Origin of the sequence: Bordetella parapertussis (assembly GCF_020735925.1) — a bacterium.
GTDB classification, from domain to species: domain Bacteria; phylum Pseudomonadota; class Gammaproteobacteria; order Burkholderiales; family Burkholderiaceae_B; genus Bordetella; species Bordetella pertussis.
Map to the genome: position 1 here is coordinate 3026990 of NZ_CP085971.1, position 24416 is coordinate 3051405.

General features: G+C 67.9%; 22 protein-coding genes and 1 pseudogene. 13 read left to right on the forward strand and 10 right to left on the reverse strand.

The annotated features are described in order from the left end of the window. Nucleotides 1-66: 66 nt before the first annotated feature. The 12 genes and pseudogenes from acnD to LK409_RS14360 all read left to right on the forward strand — a co-directional run bounded on the left by acnD (nt 67) and on the right by LK409_RS14360 (nt 13501). Nucleotides 67-2661 carry a Fe/S-dependent 2-methylisocitrate dehydratase AcnD gene (gene acnD / locus LK409_RS14305; protein ID WP_010928964.1) on the forward strand — a complete coding sequence of 865 codons (2595 nt, stop codon included), beginning with the start codon at nt 67-69 and terminating at the stop codon, nt 2659-2661. A 56-nt stretch (nt 2662-2717) separates the two neighbouring features. Beyond that, nucleotides 2718-3908 (forward strand): 2-methylaconitate cis-trans isomerase PrpF, encoded by a 1191-nt coding sequence (gene prpF / locus LK409_RS14310; protein WP_003813665.1) that lies wholly within the window; start codon nt 2718-2720, stop codon nt 3906-3908. Nucleotides 3909-3925: 17 nt separating this feature from the next. Beyond that, nucleotides 3926-5383: a bifunctional 2-methylcitrate dehydratase/aconitate hydratase gene (locus LK409_RS14315; protein ID WP_003813668.1), complete on the forward strand. Its 1458-nt coding sequence runs from the start codon at nt 3926-3928 to the stop codon at nt 5381-5383. 69 nt (nt 5384-5452) lie between these two features. After that, nucleotides 5453-5875 (forward strand): CopD family protein, encoded by a 423-nt coding sequence (locus LK409_RS14320; protein ID WP_010930898.1) that lies wholly within the window; start codon nt 5453-5455, stop codon nt 5873-5875. A gap of 29 nt (nt 5876-5904) precedes the next feature. Continuing rightward, nucleotides 5905-7379: pseudogene (locus LK409_RS14325) on the forward strand (THUMP domain-containing class I SAM-dependent RNA methyltransferase). Nucleotides 7380-7594: 215 nt separating this feature from the next. After that, nucleotides 7595-7777, forward strand: coding sequence for a hypothetical protein (locus LK409_RS14330; protein ID WP_003813674.1), 183 nt, complete (start codon nt 7595-7597; stop codon nt 7775-7777). Nucleotides 7778-7910: 133 nt separating this feature from the next. Further along, nucleotides 7911-8441 (forward strand): RDD family protein, encoded by a 531-nt coding sequence (locus LK409_RS14335; protein ID WP_003813677.1) that lies wholly within the window; start codon nt 7911-7913, stop codon nt 8439-8441. Between the two features lie 65 nt (nt 8442-8506). Then, complete coding sequence (locus LK409_RS14340) at nt 8507-9379, forward strand: UDP-2,3-diacylglucosamine diphosphatase (RefSeq protein ID WP_003813679.1); 873 nt, start codon at nt 8507-8509, stop codon at nt 9377-9379. 137 nt (nt 9380-9516) lie between these two features. Then, nucleotides 9517-11181 (forward strand): acyl-CoA synthetase, encoded by a 1665-nt coding sequence (locus tag LK409_RS14345; RefSeq protein WP_010928965.1) that lies wholly within the window; start codon nt 9517-9519, stop codon nt 11179-11181. Nucleotides 11182-11192: 11 nt separating this feature from the next. Further along, nucleotides 11193-11714, forward strand: a complete 522-nt coding sequence (locus LK409_RS14350; RefSeq protein ID WP_010928966.1) for a gamma carbonic anhydrase family protein — start codon at nt 11193-11195, stop codon at nt 11712-11714. 49 nt (nt 11715-11763) lie between these two features. After that, nucleotides 11764-12678 carry an Hsp33 family molecular chaperone HslO gene (hslO, locus tag LK409_RS14355; RefSeq protein WP_010928967.1) on the forward strand — a complete coding sequence of 305 codons (915 nt, stop codon included), beginning with the start codon at nt 11764-11766 and terminating at the stop codon, nt 12676-12678. Between the two features lie 76 nt (nt 12679-12754). Continuing rightward, nucleotides 12755-13501, forward strand: a complete 747-nt coding sequence (locus LK409_RS14360) for a TadE/TadG family type IV pilus assembly protein (protein WP_010928968.1) — start codon at nt 12755-12757, stop codon at nt 13499-13501. On the opposite strand, the gene LK409_RS14365 is transcribed toward LK409_RS14360, so the two are convergent. Genes LK409_RS14365 through LK409_RS14375 form a run of 3 tightly spaced genes read right to left on the reverse strand, consistent with a single transcriptional unit; the run spans nt 13479 to nt 15183 of the window. Beyond that, nucleotides 13479-13874, reverse strand: a complete 396-nt coding sequence (locus LK409_RS14365; RefSeq protein WP_010928969.1) for a cupin domain-containing protein — start codon at nt 13872-13874, stop codon at nt 13479-13481. The genes LK409_RS14360 and LK409_RS14365 overlap by 23 nt on opposite strands. Nucleotides 13875-13898: 24 nt before the next feature. Beyond that, nucleotides 13899-14378 (reverse strand): carboxymuconolactone decarboxylase family protein, encoded by a 480-nt coding sequence (locus LK409_RS14370; RefSeq protein WP_010926932.1) that lies wholly within the window; start codon nt 14376-14378, stop codon nt 13899-13901. 49 nt (nt 14379-14427) lie between these two features. Next, a complete protein-coding gene (locus LK409_RS14375; RefSeq protein WP_003813694.1) occupies nt 14428-15183 on the reverse strand; it encodes an SDR family oxidoreductase in 756 nt (251 codons plus the stop codon). 198 nt (nt 15184-15381) lie between these two features. Here LK409_RS14375 and LK409_RS14380 point away from each other — a divergent pair, with 198 nt between their 5' ends. Next, nucleotides 15382-16947: a winged helix-turn-helix domain-containing tetratricopeptide repeat protein gene (locus LK409_RS14380; protein WP_010928971.1), complete on the forward strand. Its 1566-nt coding sequence runs from the start codon at nt 15382-15384 to the stop codon at nt 16945-16947. A gap of 91 nt (nt 16948-17038) precedes the next feature. Here LK409_RS14380 and ftsB read toward each other — a convergent pair whose 3' ends face one another. From ftsB to LK409_RS14415, 7 genes are all read right to left on the reverse strand, one after another. After that, nucleotides 17039-17395 (reverse strand): cell division protein FtsB, encoded by a 357-nt coding sequence (ftsB, locus tag LK409_RS14385; RefSeq protein WP_010928972.1) that lies wholly within the window; start codon nt 17393-17395, stop codon nt 17039-17041. Nucleotides 17396-17476: 81 nt separating this feature from the next. After that, nucleotides 17477-18763, reverse strand: a complete 1287-nt coding sequence (eno, locus tag LK409_RS14390; RefSeq protein ID WP_003813700.1) for a phosphopyruvate hydratase — start codon at nt 18761-18763, stop codon at nt 17477-17479. A 5-nt stretch (nt 18764-18768) separates the two neighbouring features. After that, nucleotides 18769-19053 (reverse strand): DUF1330 domain-containing protein, encoded by a 285-nt coding sequence (locus tag LK409_RS14395; protein WP_003813702.1) that lies wholly within the window; start codon nt 19051-19053, stop codon nt 18769-18771. A 9-nt stretch (nt 19054-19062) separates the two neighbouring features. Beyond that, entirely contained in the window at nt 19063-19920 is an 858-nt protein-coding gene (kdsA, locus tag LK409_RS14400) for a 3-deoxy-8-phosphooctulonate synthase (RefSeq protein WP_003813703.1), read from the reverse strand. Beyond that, nucleotides 19917-21569, reverse strand: a complete 1653-nt coding sequence (locus LK409_RS14405; protein WP_003813705.1) for a CTP synthase — start codon at nt 21567-21569, stop codon at nt 19917-19919. Before LK409_RS14405 ends, kdsA begins: the two co-directional genes overlap by 4 nt. Before the next feature lie 215 nt (nt 21570-21784). After that, on the reverse strand, nt 21785-23584 hold the full coding sequence (locus LK409_RS14410) for an aminopeptidase P family protein (protein WP_010926935.1): 1800 nt from the start codon (nt 23582-23584) through the stop codon (nt 21785-21787). Nucleotides 23585-23592: 8 nt separating this feature from the next. After that, complete coding sequence (locus tag LK409_RS14415; RefSeq protein ID WP_010928973.1) at nt 23593-24411, reverse strand: M55 family metallopeptidase; 819 nt, start codon at nt 24409-24411, stop codon at nt 23593-23595. Between the last annotated feature and the right edge of the window lie 5 nt (nt 24412-24416).

Here is a 24416-nt window from a genome sequence, read left to right on the forward strand (position 1 = left end):
CGGCCGGCCCGGCCCCCGCAGCCCCGCTTTCCGGCCTGCCTGCATGCCCATAGAGACACGCCTGTCATGAACACGAAATACCGCAAGAATCTGCCCGGTACGTCGCTGGACTATTTCGACGCCCGCCAGGCGGTCGAAGACCTCCAGGCCGGCGCCTGGGCCACGCTGCCCTATACCTCGCGCGTCCTGGCCGAGAACCTGGTGCGCCGCTGCGACCCCGCCACGCTGTCCGACTCGCTGCGGCAGCTGATCGAGCGCCGCCGCGACATGGACTTCCCCTGGTACCCCGCTCGCGTGGTGTGCCACGACATCCTGGGCCAGACGGCGCTGGTCGACCTGGCCGGCCTGCGCGACGCGATTGCCGACGCCGGCGGCGACCCGGCGCAGATCAACCCGGTGGTGCCCACGCAACTCATCGTGGACCACTCGCTGGCGGTCGAGTACCCGGGCTTCGACAAGGACGCCTTCGAGAAGAACCGCGCGGTGGAAGACCGGCGCAACGAAGACCGCTTCCACTTCATCAACTGGACCAAGCTGGCCTTCCGCAACGTGGACGTGATCCCGCCGGGCAACGGCATCATGCACCAGATCAACCTGGAGAAGATGTCTCCGGTGGTGCAAGTGCGCAACGGCGTGGCCTTTCCGGACACCTGCGTGGGCACCGACAGCCACACCCCGCACGTCGACGCCCTGGGCGTGATCGCCATCGGCGTGGGCGGCCTGGAGGCCGAAAACGTGATGCTCGGACGCGCTTCCTGGATGCGCCTGCCGGACATCGTCGGCGTGGAGCTGACCGGCCGGCCGCAAGCCGGCATTACCTGCACCGACATCGTGCTGGCGCTGACCGAATTCCTGCGCCGCGAAAAGGTGGTGGGCGCCTACCTCGAATTCCTGGGCGAAGGCGCCAGCGCGCTGACCATCGGCGACCGCGCCACGATTTCCAACATGACCCCGGAATTCGGGGCGACGGCCGCGATGTTCTATATCGACGGCCAGACCACCGACTACCTCACCCTGACCGGCCGCGAAGACAGCCAGGTCAAGCTGGTGGAAACCTATGCCAGGCAGGCCGGACTGTGGGCCGACGACCTGGCGGGCGCGCAGTACGAACGCATGCTGCGCTTCGACCTGTCGTCGGTCGTGCGCAACATGGCCGGCCCCTCCAACCCGCACAAGCGGGTGGCCACCACCGAACTGGCCGAACGCGGCATTGCCGGGCCGTGGCAGGAAACGCCGGGACAGATGCCCGACGGCGCGGTGATCATCGCCGCCATCACCAGCTGCACCAACACCAGCAACCCGCGCAACGTCATCGCCGCCGCGCTGCTGGCGCGCAACGCCAACCGCGCCGGCCTGACGCGCAAGCCGTGGGTCAAGAGCTCGCTGGCGCCGGGCTCGAAGGCGGTCCAGCTTTATCTGGAAGAAGCCGGCCTGCTGCCCGACCTGGAAAAACTGGGTTTCGGCATCGTGGCTTTCGCCTGCACGACCTGTAACGGCATGAGCGGCGCGCTCGACCCGAAGATCCAGCAGGAAATCATCGAGCGCGATCTCTATGCCACCGCCGTGCTGTCGGGCAACCGCAACTTCGACGGCCGCATCCACCCGTACGCCAAGCAGGCCTTCCTGGCATCGCCGCCGCTGGTGATCGCCTACGCCATCGCCGGCACCGTGCGCTTCGACATCGAGAAAGATGCGCTGGGCGTGGACGCCGCGGGCAAGCCCGTGACGCTCAAGGACATCTGGCCCAGCGATGCGGAAATCGATGCGGTGGTGACGGCCAGCGTCAAGCCCGAGCAGTTCCGCAAGGTCTACGAGCCGATGTTCCGCTTCGCGCAGGAACAGACCGGCAAGATCGATCCGCTCTACGCCTGGCGCCCGCAAAGCACCTACATCCGCCGCCCGCCCTATTGGGAAGGCGCGCTGGCCGGGGAGCGCACGCTCGCGGGCATGCGCCCGCTGGCCGTGCTGGGCGACAACATCACCACCGACCACCTCTCGCCATCCAACGCCATCATGGCCGATAGCGCGGCGGGCGAGTACCTGGCCAAGATGGGCCTGCCGGAAGAGGATTTCAACTCGTACGCCACCCACCGCGGCGACCACCTGACCGCGCAGCGCGCCACCTTCGCCAATCCGAAGCTGATCAACGAAATGGCTGTGGTCGACGGCCAGGTCAAGCAAGGCTCGCTCGCGCGGCTGGAGCCCGAGGGCAAGGTCATGCGCATGTGGGAAACCATCGAAACCTACATGGACCGCAAGCAACCGCTGATCATCATCGCCGGCGCCGATTACGGCCAGGGCTCGTCGCGCGACTGGGCGGCCAAGGGCGTGCGGCTGGCCGGCGTGGAGGCCATCGTCGCCGAGGGCTTCGAGCGCATCCACCGCACCAACCTGATCGGCATGGGCGTGCTGCCGCTGGAGTTCCAGGCGGGCGTCGATCGCAAGACGCTGGGCATCGACGGCACCGAAACCTTTGATGTCGTCGGCGAACGCGTGCCGCGCGCCACGCTGACGCTGGTCATACACCGCCGCGACGGCGAGCAAGTGCAAGTGCCGGTCATCTGTCGCCTGGACACCGCCGAGGAAGTCTCGATCTACGAGGCTGGCGGCGTGCTGCAGCGATTTGCCCAGGATTTCCTGGAGGCCACGCAGACGGCCTGACCCTCCCACGGCGGCGCCCGCGTGGCGCCGCCCCAGCTCCGCAAGGAATCGAAGACATGGCTTTCCTTCCCCAACTCAAGGTCCGCGCCACCTACATGCGCGGGGGCACCAGCAAGGGCGTGTTCTTCCGCCTGCAGGACCTGCCGCCCGCGGCCCAGGTGCCGGGACCGGCGCGCGACGCGCTGCTGCTGCGGGTGATCGGCAGCCCCGACCCGTACGGCAAGCAGATCGACGGCATGGGCGGCGCCACCTCCAGCACCAGCAAGACGGTCATCCTGGACCGCAGCCAGCGCCCCGGCCACGACGTCGACTACCTGTTCGGCCAGGTCTCCATCGACAGCGCCTTCGTCGACTGGAGCGGCAACTGCGGCAACCTGAGCGCCGCGGTGGGCGCCTTCGCCATCGAAAGCGGACTGGTCGATCCGGACCGCGTCCCGCGCAATGGCACCGCCGTGGTGCGGATCTGGCAGGCCAACATCGGCAAGACCATCCTGGGCCATATTCCCATCGTCGACGGCCAGGTGCAGGAAAGCGGCGACTTCGAGCTCGACGGCGTCACCTTCCCGGCCGCGGAGGTGCAACTGGAGTTCCTCGATCCGGCCGACGAGGGCGAAGGCGAAGGCGGGGCGATGTTTCCCACCGGCAACGTGCTGGACACCCTCGAGGTACCGGGCATCGGCACGCTGCAGGCGACGCTGATCAACGCCGGCATCCCGACGATCTTCGTCGACGCGCAGGCCGTCGGCTATACCGGCAGCGAATTGCAGGACGATATCAACGGCGACGCCAAGGCCCTGGCCATGTTCGAGACGCTGCGCGCCCATGGCGCACTGCGCATGGGCCTGATCGCCGATGTCGCGGAAGCGGCCAAGCGCCAGCACACGCCCAAGGTCGCCTTCGTGGCGCCGCCGGCCGCGTATACGGCCTCCAGCGGCAAGCAGGTCGGGGCCGGCGACATCGACCTGCGCGTGCGCGCGCTGTCCATGGGCAAGCTGCACCACGCGATGATGGGCACCGCCGCGGTCGCGATCGGCACGGCGGCCGCCGTGCCCGGCACGCTGGTCAACCTTGCCGCCGGCGGCGGCGAGCGCGAATCCGTGCGTTTCGGCCACCCTTCGGGTACGCTGCGGGTAGGCGCCCAGGCTCGCCTGGAGGACGGCCAGTGGAAGGTCACCAAGGCCGTCATGAGCCGCAGCGCCCGCGTACTGATGGAAGGCCATATCCGCGTACCCGCCGAAACGCTCTGACAACAGGGAGGAGGAGGATGAGCCACGCTACCATCCCCTTCAACCAGCGCCCCGCCTGGGATTCGGCGCTGGCCGATATCGTCGACTATGTGCTGGACTACGAGGTCCAGGGCAAGCTGGCCTACGAAACCGCGCGCAACTGCCTGATCGACACGCTGGGCTGCGGCATGGAAGCCCTGGAGTACCCGGCCTGCCGGAAATTGCTGGGGCCTGTCGTGCCGGGCACGGTCGTGCCGCATGGCGCGAAAGTCCCGGGCACCCAGTTCCAGCTCGACCCGGTCCAGGCCGCCTTCAATATCGGCGCCATGATCCGCTGGCTGGATTTCAACGACACCTGGCTGGCCGCCGAATGGGGCCACCCGTCCGACAACCTGGGCGGCATACTGGCCACCGCCGACTGGCTGTCGCGCAGCGCCGTGGCCAACGGCAGGCCGCCGCTGGCCATGCGCGACGTGCTGACCGCGATGATCAAGGCGCACGAGATCCAGGGCTGCATCGCGCTGGAAAACTCGTTCAACAAGGTCGGGCTGGATCACGTGGTGCTGGTCAAGGTTGCCTCGACGGCCGTGGTGGCGCACATGCTGGGCCTGTCGCGCGAGGAAATCCTCAACGCCGTGTCGCTGGCCTGGGTCGACGGGCAGAGCCTGCGCACCTACCGCCACGCGCCCAACACCGGCAGCCGCAAGAGCTGGGCCGCGGGCGACGCCACCAGCCGCGCCGTGCGCCTGGCGCTCATCGCCCGGACCGGCGAAATGGGCTACCCATCGGCGCTCACGGCGCCGACCTGGGGTTTCTACGACGTGCTCTTCAAGGGCCAGCCGTTCAGGTTCCAGCGCCCCTACGGCAGCTACGTGATGGAGAACGTCCTGTTCAAGATCTCCTTCCCGGCCGAATTCCACGCGCAGACGGCGGTGGAATGCGCCATGGAGATCCATGCGCTGCTCAAGGCGCGCGGCAAGTCGGCCGACGATATCCGGCGCATCACGATCCGCACCCACGAGGCGTGCATCCGCATCATCGACAAGCAGGGCCCGCTGAACAACCCCGCCGACCGTGACCACTGCATCCAGTACATGGTGGCCGTGCCCATCCTGTACGGCCGCCTGACCGCCGCGGACTACGAGGACGGCATCGCCCGCGATCCGCGCATCGACGCGCTGCGCGCCCGCATCGTGTGCGTGGAGGACCCGGCCTTCACGACGGATTACCACGACCCGGCCAAGCGGTCGATCGCCAACGCGCTGACGGTCGAATTCAACGATGGGTCCCGCCTGGACGAAATCGTCTGCGAGTACCCGATCGGCCACCGCCGCCGCCGCGCCGACGGCATCCCGCTGCTGGAAGCGAAATTCCGCACCAACCTGGCGCGCGCCTTCCCCGCCCGCCAGCAGGAGCGCATCCTGGCCGCCTCGCTGGACCAGGAAAAACTGGAAGCCATGCCCGTCAACGAGTACGTGGATCTTTACGTGATCTGAGCGGGCGCCCGGCCCGTCGCCATGGGCCTGCAATACAATGTGGCGTTTCACGCAAGGGACGCGCTCTCCATGCTCTGGGTCAAGACTTTCCACATCGTGTTCATTGCCGCCTGGTTCGCCGGCCTGTTCTACCTGCCGCGCATCTACGTCAACCTGGCGCAACAATCCGATCCGGCGATCCAATCCTGTCTGCTCGGCATGGCGCGCCGCCTCTACCGCTTCACGACGCTGCTGGCCATCCCCGCCATCGTGCTGGGTCTCTGGCTGTACGTGGGCTACCGGATCGGCACCGGCCCGGGCAATGCCTGGATGCATGCCAAGCTGCTGTTCGTGCTGCTGATCATCGGCTACCACCATGCCTGCGGCGTCATGCTGCGCAAGTTCGAGCAGGGCCGCAATGCCCGCACGCACAAGTTCTATCGCTGGTTCAACGAAATCCCCGTTGTGCTGCTGTTGATCGTGGTCACGCTGGTTGTCGTCAAACCCTTTTGATTTCCGCGCCAGCGATGGCCTGAACCTGTATGCCCACCGATGATAAAGCGCGTCCGCGCAAGACGCTGACGATCAAGAAAACCGCGCCAGCCGCCCCCTCGGCCGACGACGAGGCGCCCAGGCGCAAGCGCACCGGCGCCCGCGCGCGCCTGGTGGCGCAGATGGAGCGCGCCAAGGAGCAGCAGCACGCGCCGCGCCGCCCGCCCGAGCCGCGGGACGCGGCCGCCGAGGCGCCGCAACCCGCGCGGCGCGCGCCTGGCAGGACGAGCACGCGCCGCGCCGGAAAGCGCCGCGCCAGGATGCCGCGCACCAGGATGACGCCCCGCGCCGCCGCCCGCGCGCCCCGCGGGAAGCCGAAATCTTCCCCGTATACGCCCCCTGCCCCCAGGGCATCGAGGAAGCCCTGGCCGCCGAAATGCAGGCGCTGGGCTTCGAGGATGCCCGTGCAGGCCGCACCGGCTGCGCCTTCAGCACCGACTGGGCCGGCGTGCAGCGCGCCAACCTGTACTCGCGGCTGGCGACCCGCATCCTGGTCCAGGTCGCGCAGGCCGACATCGGCCACGAGGACGATATCCTCGAGCTGGCGCGCAGCGTGCCCTGGGAGCGCTGGTTCGGTCCGGACGAGACCCTGCGCGTCGATACCTCGGCCATCAAGAGCCCGGTCAAGAGCCTGCAGTACTGCAACCTGCGCGCCAAGGACGGCATTTGCGACCGGCTGCGCGAAGTCGAAGGCGCGCGGCCCGACATCGACACCGTAAGGCCCGACGCCCGCGTACACCTGTTCCTGTCCGGCACCACGGCCACGCTGTACCTGGACACCTCGGGCGAGTCCCTGTTCAAGCGCGGCTGGCGCCTGGACAAGGGCGAGGCCCCGCTGCGCGAAAACCTGGCCGCCGGCATGCTGGCGCTGGCCGGCTGGGATCCGGCCGAACCCTTGCTGGACCCGTTCTGCGGCAGCGGCACCATCCTCATCGAAGCGGCCTGGATCGCCCTGGGCGTGCCGCCCGGCATTTCGCGCCCGTTCGGCTTCGAGCGGCTGCGCAATCACGACGCGCGCCGCTGGCAGGACCTGAAGGCCGACGCCCGCACGCGCATCCAGACCCAGCTCGAGACCCCGCTGTTCGGCTACGACCTCGATCCGCGCGCCATCCAATACGCGCAGGCCAACGCCGAACGCGCCTGGCTGACCGCCGATACCATCCGTTTCGAAGTGGGCGACGCGCGCCACCTGGCGGCGCCGGCCGACCACGGCTGGATCGTCACCAATCCGCCCTATGGCGAGCGCATGGAAACCGAGGACGACTCCGAAATGTGGCGCGACTGGGCGGCGTGCCTGAAACGCCAGTTCGCCGGCTGGCAGGTGCACGTGATCTCCAGCGACATGACGCTGCCGCAGCGCCTGCGCCTCAAGCCGCTGCGCCGCGTGCCGCTGCACAACGGCGCGCTGGACTGCCGCCTGTTCGGCTTCGAGCTGGTGCCCGCCAGCTACCGCAAGCCGGCATAAGCGCCGGCCCGCGCGCGCCACGCGGCGTTGTAAAAGCGCCGCAACAATGCCCCACTATCGTCATGGCTGGGGCCCCTGCGGCGCCGAATTGGGGCATTATCACCACAGGCATCGCGCATTTTGCACCACGGGCTTGCATGCGTTCAGGGTTAACCCTATAATCGGGGTTAACCCTAGTAGCACGAACACATGCACTGGCCCTGGAGCCTACCGCGATGAACCCGAATACCTTCCGCCTGACCGACGAACTCGAACGCCAACTGATGCTGCAAGCCATGGAAGACCAGTTCCGCCCGCGCCCGATGCGCGCGCTGGCTGCCGGGCTGCGCAAGCTGGCCGACGGCATCAAGTCGGTCGCCGGCAAGAGCGGCTCGAAGGCCGCCCACTCGGCCGCCTGAGCAGGCCCCGAGCGCAAGACAGCAAAGATTTTTAGTTTTCCCCTTGGGGGCTGCAAAGCCCCTTTTAAGACCCGCTCTAAACCAGCGGGTTTTTTTTTGGCCGGGATCCTGGCTTGCTGGATAATACCGGCCCATGAATGCCACCCATGACCTCCAGTCGACCCCCAGCCGCCTGCGGCGCTTCGCCTGCATGATGTACGAAGGCGTGTTGCTGTTTGGCGTCGTCTTCATCGCCAGCTACCTGTTCGATACCCTGACCCAGAGCAAGCACGGCCTGATGCTGCGCGACGGGCGCCAGGTCTGGCTGTTCCTGGTGATCGGCCTGTACTTCGTGCTGTGCTGGCGCCGCCGCGGCCAGACCCTGCCCATGAAGACCTGGAACATCCGCCTGGTCGACCGCGACGGCCAGCCGCCCTCCACGCCGCGGCTGGTCCTGCGCTACGTGCTGGCATGGCCGCTGCCCCTGGGCGCCGCCGCGCTGGTCTGGCTGGCCTCGTCGCTGACCGGCTGGCGCTCGGTCGATATGTTCATCGTGCTGGCGCCATTCGCCATTTTCGCGTGGAGCTGGGTCGATCCGGACGGCCAGTTCCTGCACGACCGGCTGCTGGGCACCCGGTTGCGCAATGCCCCCCCGCGCGCCGCCCGCGCCGTCGCGGGGACATAAGCGTCACAACGCCGTCACGGTTCCTTCACGGAGGCGTCATCGCGGGATGGTTTCATCCTTGGGCAATGACAGCCCGAATGGAAGCGACCGTGACCGAGATCCATCCCACGCATTGGCGCACGCTGTGGATTTCCGACATTCACCTGGGAACGGCCGGATGCAAGGCCGAATTCCTGCTCGATTTCCTCGACCATAACGATTCGGACACGCTGTACCTGGTGGGCGACATCGTGGACGGCTGGCAGCTGCGCAAGCACTGGCACTGGCCGCGCGCCCACAATGACGTGGTCCAGCGCATCCTGCGCAAGGCGCGCAACGGCACCCGGGTGGTGTTCGTCCCCGGCAACCACGACGAATTCGCGCGGGAATTCGCGGGCTTCGCTTTCGGCGATATCGAGATCCTGGACGAGGACGTCCACGTCACGGCCCAGGGCGTCAAGCTGCTGGTGCTGCACGGCGACCAGTTCGACGGCGTCATCCAGCACAGCAAATGGCTGGCCCACCTGGGCGACTCGCTCTACCAGACCGCGCTGTGGCTGAACCACCACTTCAACCGGCTGCGCCACCGGCTGGGCCTGCACTACTGGTCGCTGTCGCAATACCTCAAGCACAAGGTGAAGAACGCGGTGGCCTTCATCACCGATTTCGAGGAAGCGCTGGCCGGCGAAGCGCGCCGGCGCGGGCTGGACGGGGTGGTATGCGGCCATATCCACCAGCCGGCGTTGCGCCAGGTAGACGGAATCCTCTACTGCAACGACGGCGACTGGGTGGAAAGCCTGTCGGCGCTGGGCGAAACCCACGAGGGCCAGCTGCAGCTGCTGGACTGGGCCGCCTGCATGGCCGAACGCGGCAACGACCCCGCGGCGGCCCGGCCGCGGCGCTCGCTGAGCCTGCCCGCCCTGCCCTCGGCCTTGCGCCGCCAGGGCCGCCACCCGTAATAACCCTTATACGTCCCCGTTAGGGATACGGGGATGTTGCAGTTCACGGCCCTCTCAGTCATGCTTGCAGTTGGGGCAATCGGCTCCTCGCAACGCCACCCATTCCATCGTTGCCACCGAGCTCAGACCATAGGGCCATGAACGACCAATACGAGGCGCTGTACCAAACCTTCCGCTGGCTGGTTCCGACCCAGTTCAATATCGCGGACGCCTGCTGCCACCGCTGGGCCGCCAGCAGTCCGGACGCACGCCGTATCGCCATCTACTACGAAGACGAAGCGGGCAACCGCAAGGTCTGGACCTACGCGCGCCTGGCCGAAGCCGCCAACCAGCTGGCCAATGGCCTGGTGAAGATGGGCGTGGAGCGCGGCGACCGCGTGGGTGTGGTATTGGGACAACGTCCGGAGACCGTCGTCGCCCACATGGCGATCTACAGCGTCGGCGCCGTGGTACTGCCGCTGTCGCCCCTGTTCGGCCCGGAGGCGCTCGAATCGCGCCTGCGCGACGCCGACGCGCGGGTGGCCATCGTGGACTACGCCTCCAGCGCCAACCTGCTGGCCATCAGCGACAACTGCCCCAACCTGCACCAGATCATCGGCATCGGCTTCGCCGACGAGCGGGTGCTGCCCTGGCGCAGCCTGCTGGCGCGCCAGCCGAACGAATTCAAGATGGTGGCCACGCGCGCGTCCGACCCGGCCATCCTGATGTACACGTCCGGCACCACCGGCGCCCCCAAGGGCGCGCTGCTGCCGCACAGCGTGCTGATCGGCAACCTGCCCGGCTTCGTCGCGTCCCAGGACTGGTTTCCCCGGCCCGGCGACGTCTTCTGGTCGCCGGCGGACTGGGCCTGGACCGGGGGCATGATGGACGCCCTGCTGCCGACCCTGTATTTCGGCCACCCCATCGTCGGCACGCGCGGGCGCTTTACGCCGGAACGCGCCTTCGAGCTGATGGAGCGCTACCAGGTCACCAATACCTTCCTGTTCCCGACCGCGCTGAAGATGATGATGAAGTCGGTGCCCGAGCCGCGCGGCCGCTACCAGCTGGCGCTGCGCAGCATCATGAGCGCCGGCGAAAGCGTGGGCGAAACCGTGTTCGAGTGGTGCGAGCAGGCGCTGGGCATCACGCCCAACGAGATGTTCGGCCAGACCGAGCTGAACTACGTGGTGGGCAACAGCAACCGGCGCTGGCCGGCGCGCCCCGGCAGCATGGGCCGGCCCTATCCGGGCCATCGGGTCGCCGTCATCGACGAAGCGGGCCGGCCGGTCAAGCCCGGCGAAACGGGCGAAGTGGCGCTCAACCGGTTCGATATCCACGGCTTCCCCGATCCGGTGCTGTTCCTGGGCTACTGGCGCAACGAGGCTGCGACCGCCGCGAAGTTCACGGACGATTGGTGCCGCACCGGCGACCTGGCCAGCATCGACGCCGACGGCTACCTCTGGTATGCCGGACGGGCCGACGATGTGTTCAAGTCGGCCGGCTACCGGATCGGCCCGGGCGAGATCGAGAACTGCCTGCTGGGCCATCCCGCGGTAGCCAATGCGGCGGTCGTGCCCAAGCCCGACGCCGAACGCGGCGCCCTGGTCAAGGCCTATGTGGTGCTGACGCCCGAGTACCAGGGCCGCGACCCGGACAGCATCACCCAGGTGCTGCAGGAGCACGTGCGCGACCGCCTGGCTCCCTACGAATACCCCAAGGAAATCGAATACGTCGATGCCTTGCCCATGACCACTACCGGAAAAATCCAGCGCGCCGTACTGCGCCGCCGCGAGGCCGAACGCGCCAGCGGCGCTCACTCCTGAAGACCTTCGCAATGCCGATTTACCAGCTCGACGACCTGATCCCCGCCATCGACCCCAGCGCCTATCTGGCCGACAGCGCCGATATCATCGGCAACGTCACCCTGGAGGCCGGCGTGAGCATCTGGTCGCAAGTCTCCATCCGCGGCGACAATGCGCCCATCCTGGTGCGCAGCGGCACCAACATCCAGGAAGCCAGCGTGCTGCACGTGGACGCCGGCTGCCCGATGACCGTGGGGCCCAACGTCACCATCGGCCACCAGGCCATGCTGCACGGCTGTACCATCCATGAAGGCGCCCTGGTGGGCATGCAGGCCATCGTCCTGAACAACGCCGTGATCGGCCGCAACTGCCTGATCGGCGCCGGCGCCATCATCCCGGAAGGGCGCATCATTCCCGACAACTCGCTGCTCATCGGTATCGGCAAGATCGTGCGCGAACTCAGCGCCGAGGAAATCGCCGAGATGCAAGCCAACAATCGCCACTATGTCGAGCGCGGCCAGCACTACAAGACCGCGCTCAAACGCATCGGCTGACGGGTCGCGGGCGCCCCGGCGCCCCTGGGCAATCGGCTAAGATTCCACTATGACCGATCTGCTCAAGAAATACCTGTCCGAAGACCGCTCCGTCCGCATCCAGGCGGTTCGGCTGCATGAGACCTGGCTGCAAGCCCAGGTCAACCACCAGCACCCGCCCGCCGTCACCCGCCTGCTGGGCGAGCTGGTGGCCGCCTCGACGCTGCTGGCCGCCAACATCAAGTTCGACGGCTCGCTGGTGCTGCAAATCCAGGGCGATGGCCCGCTGGCCCTGCTGGTGGTCGAGTGTCGCTCCGACCTGAGCCTGCGCGCCACCGTCAAGGTCCGCGAAGGGCAATCCATCCCCGATAACGGGACGATGCAAAGCCTGCTCAATGCCAACGGCAACGGCCGCTTCATGGTGGTGCTGGATCCGCAACGCAAGGTGCCCGGCCAGCAGGCTTACCAGGGCATCGTGCCGCTGGAAGGCGAAACCGTCGCCGAGGCGCTGGGCCACTACATGAAGGCGTCCGAGCAACTGGACACGCAGCTGTGGCTTGCCGCCGACGAGCAGCATGCCGCCGGCCTGCTGGTCCAGCGCCTGCCCGACCATGGCGGCACCACCCAGGGCGACGCGGCCGAAAGCTGGAGCCGCGCCACACACCTGGCCGCCACGCTGCAGCCGGCCGAACTGCTGGCGACCGACACCGACACGCTCATCCACCGACTGTACTGGGAAGAGCCCCTGATGGCGTTCGAGCCGCACGCCGTGCGCTGGTTCTGCCCCTGCACGAGCGAGCGGGTATCGAGCATGCTGCGCTCGCTCGGCCAGGCCGAAGTCGAATCGATTCTTGCCGAACAGGGCCGGGTCGAAGTGTCGTGCGACTTCTGCGGCAAGCCCTACGAATTCGACAAGGTGGATTGCGCCGGCCTGTTCGCGCCCAATTCCCCCATGCCGGAACAGGACCCGCCCACGGTGCACTGACGGCGCCCGTGACGGCCGCGGCCCGCGTACTAGCCACAATCGACGCGCGCGGCGGCGCCCGGCACACTGGGCGGCCATGGAACACGCCGCCGCCGTCCCGCCCCCACGCCACGCAGGCACAGCCGCCCTCGAATTCATGCTGGCCGGCATGCTCTTGCTGGCAGCGTCCATCGCCACCGTCGAAACCATGTATTGGCACCAGATGCGCCACCTGGCCTATCTGGCGCTGATCGAGGCGGCACGCGCCGGCGCCACCTCGCACGGCGAACCCGGCACCATCGCGCGGACCTTTGCCCGCGCCATGAGAGCGCGCCATGCGGCAGGCCAGCCCGGCCAGGCCGCAACCCGCCAGCAGCATGCCTGGAACCGCCAGCAGGCGCGCACCGGCCTGCCGGCCTGGCGCATCGCTATCCTGCAGCCCGGCCCGACGGCGTTCGCCGACCATGGCGTCGCCAACCGGGGCCTGCGCCGCCCGCCCCGCATCCGCAACGACTACCAGGCCGAACAACACGCGCAGCGCCTGGCCCAGGGCTGGCCGGGCGGAGCCGGGCCGCGCTCGGGGCTGGACATTTTCCAGGCCAACACGCTGCGGCTGGTCTACCGCCTGGCGCCGCTTTCACCCTGGCTGGGCGCCCTGCTCAGGGCGTCCGCTGCGCTGGCCCAGGCTTGCGCGCGGCCCGCCTGGCGGCAGGGCCTGCTGCCGATACGGCTCGAACTGGAAATGGACATGCAATCCGATCCGGCGCTCTGGCCGGCCCGGCCCGATGTCTCCTATGGCGACGCGCGGGACTGCGACGGCCTCACCGCTGCGGCGTCAGGATAGCCTCGCCGCGATTCTTCAATAGAAAAACCAGGAACCGGGCCGGCTCGGCGGCGCTGGCATTGCGTCCTATGGTGTGCACATCGTCCGGTCCCTCGTGGAAGGTCTGCCCCGGACCCAGGGTGACGGGCTGGCCGCCGCGCACGCCCATCACGATCGAGCCCTGCAGCACATAGACGAATCCGTGCGCATTGTGGCGATGCACGGGATCGGCGCCGCCGGGCGGGTAGTCGACCACGATGACCGCCACCTCCTCGCCGGGATAGTCCTGCAGCGGCTGCGTCATCAGCGCGCTGGGTTGGGGCGGCCCCTCCCCGGCGGCCGCCGTGCCGGTGGCCAGGCATAGCGTCAGGCAGAGCATTGGAAAACGGGACATGATTCGCTCCTTGCGGGCCGGGGCTCAGGACAGGCCGGACTTGTCCACGCCGAAGGCCTGGTCGTATTTGCCGGGCTCGATCCGGAAAGCCACATTGACGCGGTTCCAGGCATTGATCGACATCACCAGGAACGTGAGATCGGAGAGTTCCTGCTCCGACAGCTGCTCGCGCACTTGCGCATGGATCTCATCCGATATGCCCTCGGCCGGTATCCGCGTCAACACTTCGGTCCAAGCCAGGGCGGCGCGTTCGCGGGGGCTGAACAGCGTGGACTCGCGCCACGCCGCGATGTGGTGCAGCCGCAGCGGCCGCTCGCCATGCATGGTGGCCTCCTTGACGTGCATGTCCAGGCAGAAGGTGCAGCCGTTGATCTGCGAAGCCCGGATGTCGACCAGGTCGCGGATCGACGTCTCGATGCTGGACTGTTTCAAGGCCAGGCTGAAGGCAACGAATTTCTTGAACAATTCGGGAGACTGCTGTTGGTAGTCCAGGCGTTGGGTCATGAGGAATGCTCCGGTTGGTTGTCTGGCCTGATCAGGCGCAAGAGCGGCGTCATTGCGGCGCCGGGGAGCGACTGAGCCAGTTCATCAGGCGCGTGGAGCCGACGCGCGGGTTATCGCCGGCCACCAGCGAGCGGTCGTCCAGTTCGCTGCCGAAGTAGCGTGCGTGCACGTCGGCGACGACCTGCCGGCGGTCGCCGCGCGCGGCGAGGAACTTGCGAGCCAGCTCGTCGAGCGGCAAGCGGTCGGGCCCGGCCACTTCCACCGTGCCGTTGAGCGGCATGCCGACGGCGAGGTCGGCCAGCGCGGCGCTGACATCGTCGGCGGCGATGGGCTGGATCAACGCGGGGGACAGGCGCACCGTGTCGCCATCGGCGCCCGCATTGACGATGCTCTCGATGAACTCGAAGAACTGGGTCGCGCGCAGAATGGTGTAAGGCACCTTGGACGCCTTGATGAGCGCCTCCTGGGCCACCTTGGCGCGGAAGTACCCGCTGTCGGCCAGTCGGTCGGTGCCTACCACCGACAGCGCCAGGTGATGCGTCACGCCCGCGGCGGCCTCGGCAGCCAGCAGCGTGCGGCCCGATGTTTCGAAGAATGCCATGACGGCCTGGTCCTCGAAGGAAGGCGAGTTGGCCACGTCGACCACCACCTGCGCGCCATCCAGCGCCTGCGCCAGCCCCTCGCCGGTGATCGTGTTGACGCCGGTGCCCGGCGAAGCCGCCACCGTCTCGTGTCCATCGCGGCGCAGCCGGTTGACCACGTTCGATCCGATCAGGCCGGTGCCGCCAATAACGACTATCTTCATGCTCTGCTCCTTGGGGGTTCGATCGTCGTCGTTGCGGCGACCTGTGCATGCAGTATGCTTGGCACCCTGGCGGAGCACTTTGCCGGCATCTTGTTTTTCCCTTGCTTTTCGCTTGCTTTTCGCTTGGCGCGGCCTGCGCAGGCCGCCCCGTCCCCACGGTCACCCGAACGGCACGCCCCCAAGCACCAGGAGCTGCGAATGCGGTTGGCGTTTGACGACTGTCTGCTCGACCTTGACCGGCGCGAACTGACGCGCGCGTCCCGGGCGGTCGCGACTGCGCCGCAAGTCTTCGACCTGCTGGCCTATTTGCTGGCAAACCGCGAACGCGCCGTCGACCGCGACGAACTGATCCAGGCCGTCTGGAACGGCCGCATCGTCTCCGAATCGACCCTGGCCAGCCATATCAATGCGGTGCGCACGGCGGTCGGCGACAGCGGACAGCGGCAGGCAGTGGTCCGCACCGTCCCTCGCAAGGGCTTTCGCTTCGTGGCCGAGGTACGAACCGACGCGCCGGCCCCGGCCGGGATGGCCAGGACGCCCGCGCCGCCCGCGACGGCGCCGGCACTGCCTGCCAAGCCGTCCATCGCCGTGCTGCCGTTCGTGAACCTGAGCGCGGACCCCGAGCAGGATTACCTGGCCGACGGCGTGGTGGAGGACATCATCGCCGCGCTGTCGCAATACCGCTGGCTGTTCGTGGTGGCGCGCAATTCCAGCTTCACCTACAAGGGACGGGCCGTGAACGTGCGCCAGGTGGGCCGCGAACTGGGCGTGCGCTATGTACTGGAAGGCAGCTGGCGCAAGGAGCGGAACCGTGTGCGGATCACCGGACAACTGATCGACGCCGCGAGCGGCGCGCACCACTGGGCGGATCGATACGAGGGCGTGCTGGACGATATCTTCGCGTTGCAGGACCAGATCACCGAAAACGTGGTCGGCGCGATCGCGCCGCAGCTGGAACGCGCTGAAATCGAGCGCGCGCGGCGCAAGCCCACCGACAGCCTGGACGCCTACGACTACTACCTGCGCGGCATGGCCTGCGCGCACCAGGGCACCCGGCAGGCCGCCGAGCAGGCCTTGCCGCTATTTCACCGCGCCATCGCCTGCGATCCCGAATTCGCGCCGGCCTATGCCATGGCCGCCTGGTGCCATTGCTGGCGCAAGGTCAATGGCTGGATGCAGGACAAACCGCGGGAAATGGCCGAGGGCGCCCGCCTGGCCCGCCGTGCCGTGGAACTGGACCGGATCGATGCGGTGGCCCTCACGCGCAGCGGCCACGCGCTGGGCCACCTGGCCGGCGATCTGCAAGGCGGCATCGCCTTGCTGGACCGGGCGCTGGTGCTCAACCCCAACCTGGCCGCGGCCTGGTTCCTGAGCGCGTTCCTGCGCCTGTGGCACGGCGAGACCGCGCAGGCCGTCACGCACTTCACCCACGCCATGCGCCTGAGCCCGCTGGACCCCGAGCTGTACCGGATGCAGGCCGGCATGGGGGTGGCGCATCTCTTCCTGGGGCATCACGACGCCGCGACGGCGTGGGCCGAACAGGCGTTGCGCGAGCTGCCCAGCTTCCTGATGGCGGTCGCCATTGCCGCGGCCGGCCATGCCCTGGCCGGCCACGGCGCCCAGGCACGGCGCGCCATGGACCAGTTGCGCCGGCTCGATCCCGCCTTGCGGCTGGCCGGCCTGTCGAAATGGCTGCCGATCCGCAAGGGCGAGAACCTCGCCATTCTCGCCCAGGGGCTGCGCCTGGCGGGCCTGCCTGAATAGCGCCGGGCCGCCCCAAGGCAAAAAAAACTCCCCTGGCGGGGAGTGTTGGCGCGTCCGGCTCAGCGGCTCAGCGGCTCAGCGGCTCAGCGGCTCAGCGGCGCGGCGGCGTGGCGGGCGGCCTGGGCTTGGACAGCGCCGAGGCCTGTGGCGTGGAATTGCCCGAGGGCAGCGGCGTGCCGGGCGGCAGGATATGCACGAAGACTTCGCCTTCGCGCATCATGCCCAGCTCGCTGCGGGCACGCTCCTCGACCGCGCCCACGCCGGTCGCCAGGTCGCGCACTTCCGCTTCCAGCGCCGTATTGCGCGCCCGCAAGCCGTCGTTGGTCTCGCGCTGTTCGGCCACCTGCCGCTGCAGATCCCATACCTTGAACCAGCCGCCCTTGCCCAGCCAGAGCGGGTATTGGATCAAGCCTAGCAGCACTAGCAGCACCAGGAACAGCAGGCGCATACGCGGGCACCTTGAGCAAACGCGGTAGACAGCGGTTTCCGGCCGGGCCGCGATGCCGCGGCCTGGCCGGATTACTGACCATTAACGCAGGTTGTAGAACGCCTCGAGGCCCGGATAGGAAGCCACTTCGGCCAGTTCTTCCTCGATGCGCAGCAACTGGTTGTACTTCGCCATGCGGTCGGAACGCGACAGCGAACCGGTCTTGATCTGCATGGCGTTGGTAGCCACCGCGATGTCGGCAATGGTGGAGTCTTCGGTTTCACCGGAACGGTGCGAGACAACGGCGGTGTAGCCGGCGCGCTTGGCCATTTCGATGGCGGCGAAGGTCTCGGTCAGGGTGCCGATCTGGTTGATCTTGATGAGGATCGAGTTGGCCACGCCCTTCTGGATGCCTTCGCGCAGGATGCGCGTATTGGTAACGAACAGGTCGTCGCCCACCAGCTGCACCTTCTTGCCCAGCTGGTCGGTCAGCAGCTTCCAGCCGTCCCAGTCGTTTTCGGCCATGCCGTCTTCGATCGAGATGATGGGGTACTTGTCGCACCAGGTCGCCAGCAGGTTGGCAAACTCCTGCGAGGACAGCGATACGCCGCCTTCGCCAGCCAGCGTGTACTTGCCGTCACGGTAGAACTCCGAGCTGGCGCAATCCAGGCCCAGGGCGATCTGCGTACCCGGCTCGTAGCCGGCTTCGGTGATGGCCTTGAGGATCAGCTGGATGGCGGCCTCGTGGCTGGCCACGTTGGGCGCGAAACCGCCCTCGTCGCCCACGGCGGTCGACATGCCCTGGTCGTGGATCAGCTTCTTGAGCATGTGGAACACTTCGGCGCCCCAGCGCAGCGCTTCGCGGAAGCTGGCCGCGCCCACCGGCAGGATCATCAGCTCCTGCAGGTCCAGCGTATTGTTGGCGTGCGCGCCGCCGTTGATGACGTTCATCATCGGCACGGGCATGCTCATGGGGCCGCTGCCGCCGAAGTAGCGGTACAGCGACAGGCCCGACTCGTCGGCCGCGGCGCGCGCGACCGCCATGCTGGCGGCCAGCATGGCATTGGCGCCCAGGCGCTCCTTGCTGTCGGTGCCGTCGAGTTCGATCAGGGTACGATCAACGAAGGTCTGCTCCTGCGCATCCAGGCCCATCAGGGCTTCGGAGATCTCGGTGTTGAGATTCTCCACCGCCCGCAGCACGCCCTTGCCCAGATAACGGCCCTTGTCGCCGTCGCGCAGTTCGATGGCCTCGCGCGAGCCGGTGGAGGCGCCCGAAGGCACGGAGGCGCGACCCATCGCGCCCGACTCCAGCAGCACATCGCACTCGACAGTAGGGTTGCCGCGCGAATCGAGGATTTCGCGGCCGATGATATCGACGATTGCACTCATGGTTCTTACATTCCCTGAACGATAAACATATTCATGATGGCCGCGCCTTCCCGCGCATTGCGGGCACGGCGATACTGATAGGAGTCATAGAAGGCCTGCGCCTTGTCGACGGACGGAAACTCCATGATGACCGTGCGGCCGGGCTCCCTGCCCTCGAGGTGCCGCGACTCGCCGCCGCGCACCAGAACCTTCGCATCGTAGGCGCGCATGGCCAGGGTGGACAGGCGCTTATAGTCTTCGTACTGCGCGGGTTTGGTAACGGAAACGTCGGCGATCAGGTAGGCACTCATGCGATTCCTTCAGACAAACTGGTTTTCGAGAAAGCCACTGCGTTTGGTGACGCGGTCCAGCGCCACCAGCGATTCAAGCAACTCCGCCATGCGGTCCAGCGGCACGGCGTTGGGGCCGTCGGACATGGCGCAGGCGGGATTGGGATGGGTTTCCATGAACAGCCCGGCCACGCCGACCGCAACGGCGGCACGCGCCAGCACCGGCACGAATTCGCGCTGACCGCCCGACGAGGCCCCCTGCCCGCCCGGCAATTGCACCGAGTGCGTGGCATCGAACACGACGGGACAGTCGGTTTCCCGCATGATAGCGAGCGAACGCATGTCGGACACTAAGTTGTTGTATCCGAAAGAAGCGCCACGCTCGCAAACCAGGATGTTATTGCCGTCGCCGCCGGCTTCGAGCGCCGCGTCGCGGGCCTTCCGGGCCACCTGGAGCATGTCGTGCGGCGCCAGGAACTGGCCCTTTTTGATGTTCACCGGCTTGAGCGTGGCCGCACAGGCGCGGATGAAGTCGGTCTGCCGGCACAGGAAGGCCGGCGTCTGCAGCATGTCGACCACCGCGGCCACGGGCGCGACCTGATCGATATCGTGGACGTCGGTGAGAACCGGCACATCCAGCTGGGCGCGCACGTCGGCCAGGATCTTCAGGCCTTCGTCCATGCCCGGCCCGCGAAACGACTTGCCCGAACTGCGGTTGGCCTTGTCGAACGAGCTCTTGTAGATGAAGGGCACGCCCAGCTTGCCGGTGATCTCCTTGAGACGGCCGGCGGTTTCGAAGGCCAGCTCGCGCGACTCGATGACGCACGGGCCGGCGATCAGGAAAAAGGGATGATCCAGGCCGATATCGAAACCGCAGGCTTTCATCACGCCTCCTTGGCGCGCTGCGCTTTGTGCTCGAGCGCCGCCCGGATATAGCTGGAGAACAGGGGGTGCCCGTCGCGCGGCGTCGAAGTGAACTCGGGGTGGAACTGCACGCCCACGAACCACGGATGGCTGGGCAGCTCCATCATCTCGGGCAGGTTCTCGGTGGGCGTGCGCGCGCTGATCACCATGCCGGCATCTTCGAGCCGGGGGACATACACGTTGTTGACTTCGTAGCGATGGCGATGGCGCTCGTTGACGTCGTCGCCGTAGATGGACTGCGCCCGCGTGCCCGGGCGGATCGGACAGCGCTGCGCGCCCTTGCGCATGGTGCCGCCGAGATCCGAGCTGTTGTCGCGGCGCTCGACGCGGCCTTCGCGGTCCATCCACTCGGTGATCAGGGCCACCACCGGATGCGGCGCGGCCGGATCGAACTCGGTACTGTTGGCGCCGCCCAGGCCGGCCACGTGGCGCGCGAACTCGATCACGGCCAGCTGCATGCCCAGGCAGATGCCCAGGTACGGCACGCCGTTCTCGCGCGCATAGCGGATGGCGGCGATCTTGCCCTCGGTGCCGCGCTTGCCGAAGCCGCCGGGCACCAGGATGGCGTCCAGGTGCTTGAGCTGGTCGGTGCCGCGGGTCTCGATATCCTCGGAGTCGATGTACTCGATATTGACCTTGGAGCGCGTGTGGATGCCGGCGTGCACCAACGCTTCGCTGAGCGACTTGTACGACTCGGTCAGGTCGACGTACTTGCCGACCATGCCGATGGTGACGGAATCCTGCGGGTGCTCGAGCGCGTCGACCAGGTTGTCCCACATGGACAGGTCGGCCGGCGGCGGAGTCAGGCCCAGGGCCTCGCACACGATGTTGTCCACGCCCTGCTTGTGCAGCATGGCGGGAATCTTGTAGATGGAATCGACGTCCCAGACCGAAATCACGGCATCGAGCGGTACGTTCGAGAACATCGAGATCTTGGCGCGCTCGTCGTCGGGAATGCGGCGATCGGCGCGGCACAGCAGCACGTTCGGGTAGATGCCGATCTCGCGCAGCTTCTGTACCGAATGCTGGGTGGGCTTGGTCTTGAGCTCGCCGGCCGACGCGATGTAGGGCACCAGCGTCAGGTGCACGAAGGCGGCGTTGTTGCGCCCCATGCGCAGGCTCATCTGGCGAGCGGCCTCCAGGAAGGGCAGCGACTCGATGTCGCCCACGGTGCCGCCGATCTCGACGATGGCCACGTCGGTGGCGCCATTCCAGGCGGCCTCGGCGCCACGCGCGACGAAGTCCTGGATTTCGTTGGTGATGTGCGGAATGACCTGGACGGTCTTGCCGAGGTAGTCGCCGCGGCGTTCCTTGCGCAGGACGGATTCGTAGATCTGGCCGGTGGTGAAGTTGTTCACCTTGCGCATCCGGGCCGAAATGAAGCGCTCGTAGTGGCCCAGGTCCAGGTCGGTTTCGGCCCCATCCTCGGTCACGAACACCTCGCCGTGCTGGAACGGGCTCATGGTGCCGGGATCAACGTTGATATAGGGGTCCAGCTTGAGCAGGGTGACTTGCAGGCCGCGCGACTCGAGAATCGCGGCGAGGGACGCGGCGGCGATCCCTTTGCCCAGGGAAGACACCACACCGCCGGTGACAAATACGTATTTGGTCATCGTGAGTGAGCGCCCGGGACGAGCGGACGCATGCGGGAAATTTGGATTATATCCGGGGAAGCGGACGTGTTGGGGTTTCCCCTAGGCAGGCGGCGGTAACAGTTGGCCGCGCGCCACGCCGGCGTCCGCACGCCTGTCCATGTTAGGTCGGGGCCCGCCCGCACGCCAGCCCCGTGCCCGATTTCCCGCCCGCCGGACCTGCGTCCGGCGGCCGTTCAGTCCGCGCCCAGCGGCCGGGTGCGCGCCTGCAGCCATTGCAGCGCGGCGCCCTCGACCCACGGCGCCAGGCGCTCGCGCACGGTGCGGTGGTAGTCATCCAGCCAGGCGATCTCGTCGGCGCGCAGCAGCGTGGCGTCGATGCAGCGCGTGTCGATCGGACACAGCGTCAGGGTCTCGAAGCAGAGGAACTCGCCCAGCTCGCCCTCCAGCCACGTGCGGTTGGCCACCAGGTTCTCGATGCGCACGCCCCAGCGGCCGGGCCGGTAGATACCCGGCTCGTTGGACGTGATCATGCCCGGCTCCATGGCGGTATGCGGGCCGGGCGCGGCGCGGTACGAGATGACCTGCGGCCCCTCGTGCACATTGAGGAAATAGCCCACGCCATGGCCGGTGCCGTGGCCATACTCGGCGCCTCCCGCCCAGATGGGAGCCCGGGCGATGGCGTCGAGCATGGGCGAAGGCGTGCCGCGCGGGAAGGACGCGCGCGACAGGGCAATCATGCCCTTGAGCACCAGCGTGAAATCGACCTTCTGGTCGGCGCTGGGCGCGCCGACGGCGACCACCCGCGTGATATCGGTGGTGCCGCCCAGGTACTGGCCGCCGGAATCGATCAACAGCAGGCCGTCGCCCTCGATGGCGGCATGCGCCTGCGGCGTGGCCCGGTAATGCGGCATGGCGCCGTTGGCATTGAAACCGGCGATGGTGGCGAAGCTGGGGCACACGTAGCCGGGCCGGCGGCTGCGCGCGGCCGTGATGCGTTCGTCGATGGTCAATTCGCTGACCGGCTCGCGGCCCACCGCGCCCTCGAACCAGGCGAAGAACTCGCACAGCGCCGCGCCGTCCTGCTCCATGGCGGCGCGCACGCTGGCCAGCTCGGCGTCGCTCTTGCGCGACTTGTACAGCGTCGAGGGGTTGATGGCCTCGATGCGCGGCACGGCCGGATCCATGGCGTGGAAAACGCCGCAGGTGACGCGCGCCGGATCGATCAGCAGCGTCTGGTCGGTATGCAGCGAACCCAGCGCTTCGGCGGCCAGCCCATAATCGGCCGTCTCGACCCCATCGGCGGCCAACGCCTGGCGCAGCGCCGCGTCGATCTTGCCATCGGCGACGAACAGGGTGGCATGATCCGGCCCGACCAGGGCGTGGGCCAGGAAAACCGGGTTGTATTCGACGTCCGAGCCGCGCAGGTTGAACAGCCAGGCGATGTCGTCCAGCGTGGACAGCCAGTGCGCATCGGCGCCCTGCGCGCGCATGGCGGCGCGCACGCGCGCCAGCTTGTCGGCGCGCGGCTCGCAGGCGTGCGGGGCCGGAAGTTCGTAGACGGGCGCCGACGGCAGGCCCGGCCGGTCGGGCCAGATGGCCTGCAGCAGGTCGGACAGGATGTCCAGATGGATGCCGGCGGGCGCCAGCGCCGCCGACAGCGCGCGAAACGCGGCCAGCCCCAGGACCTGGCCGTCCACCCCCACCCTGCTGCCCGCGGGCAACCGGGCGGCCAGCCAGTCCACGTGGCCCGGCGTGCTGGCCTGGGCGATCTTCATGAGCGTCACGCCGGTGCCGGCCAACTGGTTCTCGGCCTGCACCCAGTAGCGGCTGTCGACCCACAGCCCGGCGAAATCGCGCGTGACGACCAATGTGCCCACCGACCCCGTGAAACCGGACAGCCAGCGCCGGCCCTGCCAGCGCCCCGGCAGGTATTCCGACAGGTGCGGATCGGCCGACGGCACGATGTAGGCGTCCAGCTGGTGCTGGCGCATGGCCCGGCGCAGCGCGCCGATACGGTTATCGGTGACAGACATGAGGTTCCTTAACGCAGCATGAAGGACATGGCGGCGAGGCTGTTGAGCATGCGGATGGCGGCCTGCATGCTGTCGACGGTAAAGCGCAGCGTGACGCCGTCCACGCGCTCCAGCGTGGGCCAGGTGCAGAACAGGTCAGCCAGCGCCGCGCCCTGGGTCTGCAAACGGCATTCTATCGGCGCGGCGATGCGCAGGGGAGCCAGCCCGTCCAGATTGCGCACGGCGGTCTCGGCCGCCTGGGCGATGGCCCGCCGCGCGGCGGCCGGCGTGAGGGTCACGCCGCTGCCCTGCCCGTGCGCGGCCTTGGTCTGCACCCATTGGGCGGCGGGAAACAGTAGGCGGGTCTCGGCGATGAACACATCGTCGCCGCTGGCCAGCGCCACCGGCACCCCCAGTTCGCCGGCCAGCGCGCCATACAGGCCGGCCTCGCCCAGCTCCGTGCCGTTGATGAAGACGCGCGCGAACGCGAAGCTGTTGATCGTGTGCGCCAGCACCCCGCGGCCCTGCGAGCGCGAGTGGTAGCCGATCATGAACACCGCGTCGCAGGGCTCCTCGAGCCCGCCCATCATGCCCAGATAGCGCGGCTTGCCCAGCACCAGGCGGGCCCGCTCGTCGAGCTGGTCGGGCAGCAGATTGCGAAAGCCGCCGTGCGAGTCGTTGACCAGCACTTCCTCGGCTCCGCCCGCGATGGCGCCGGCGATGGCGGCGTTGGCCTCGCCGGTCATCCAGGCCCGCGCGCGCTCGTATTCGCCATTGCCCGGGCGCACCTGCTCGGCATGGAACACGCCGGCCACGCCTTCGATATCGGTCGAAATCAGGACTTTCATGGAGA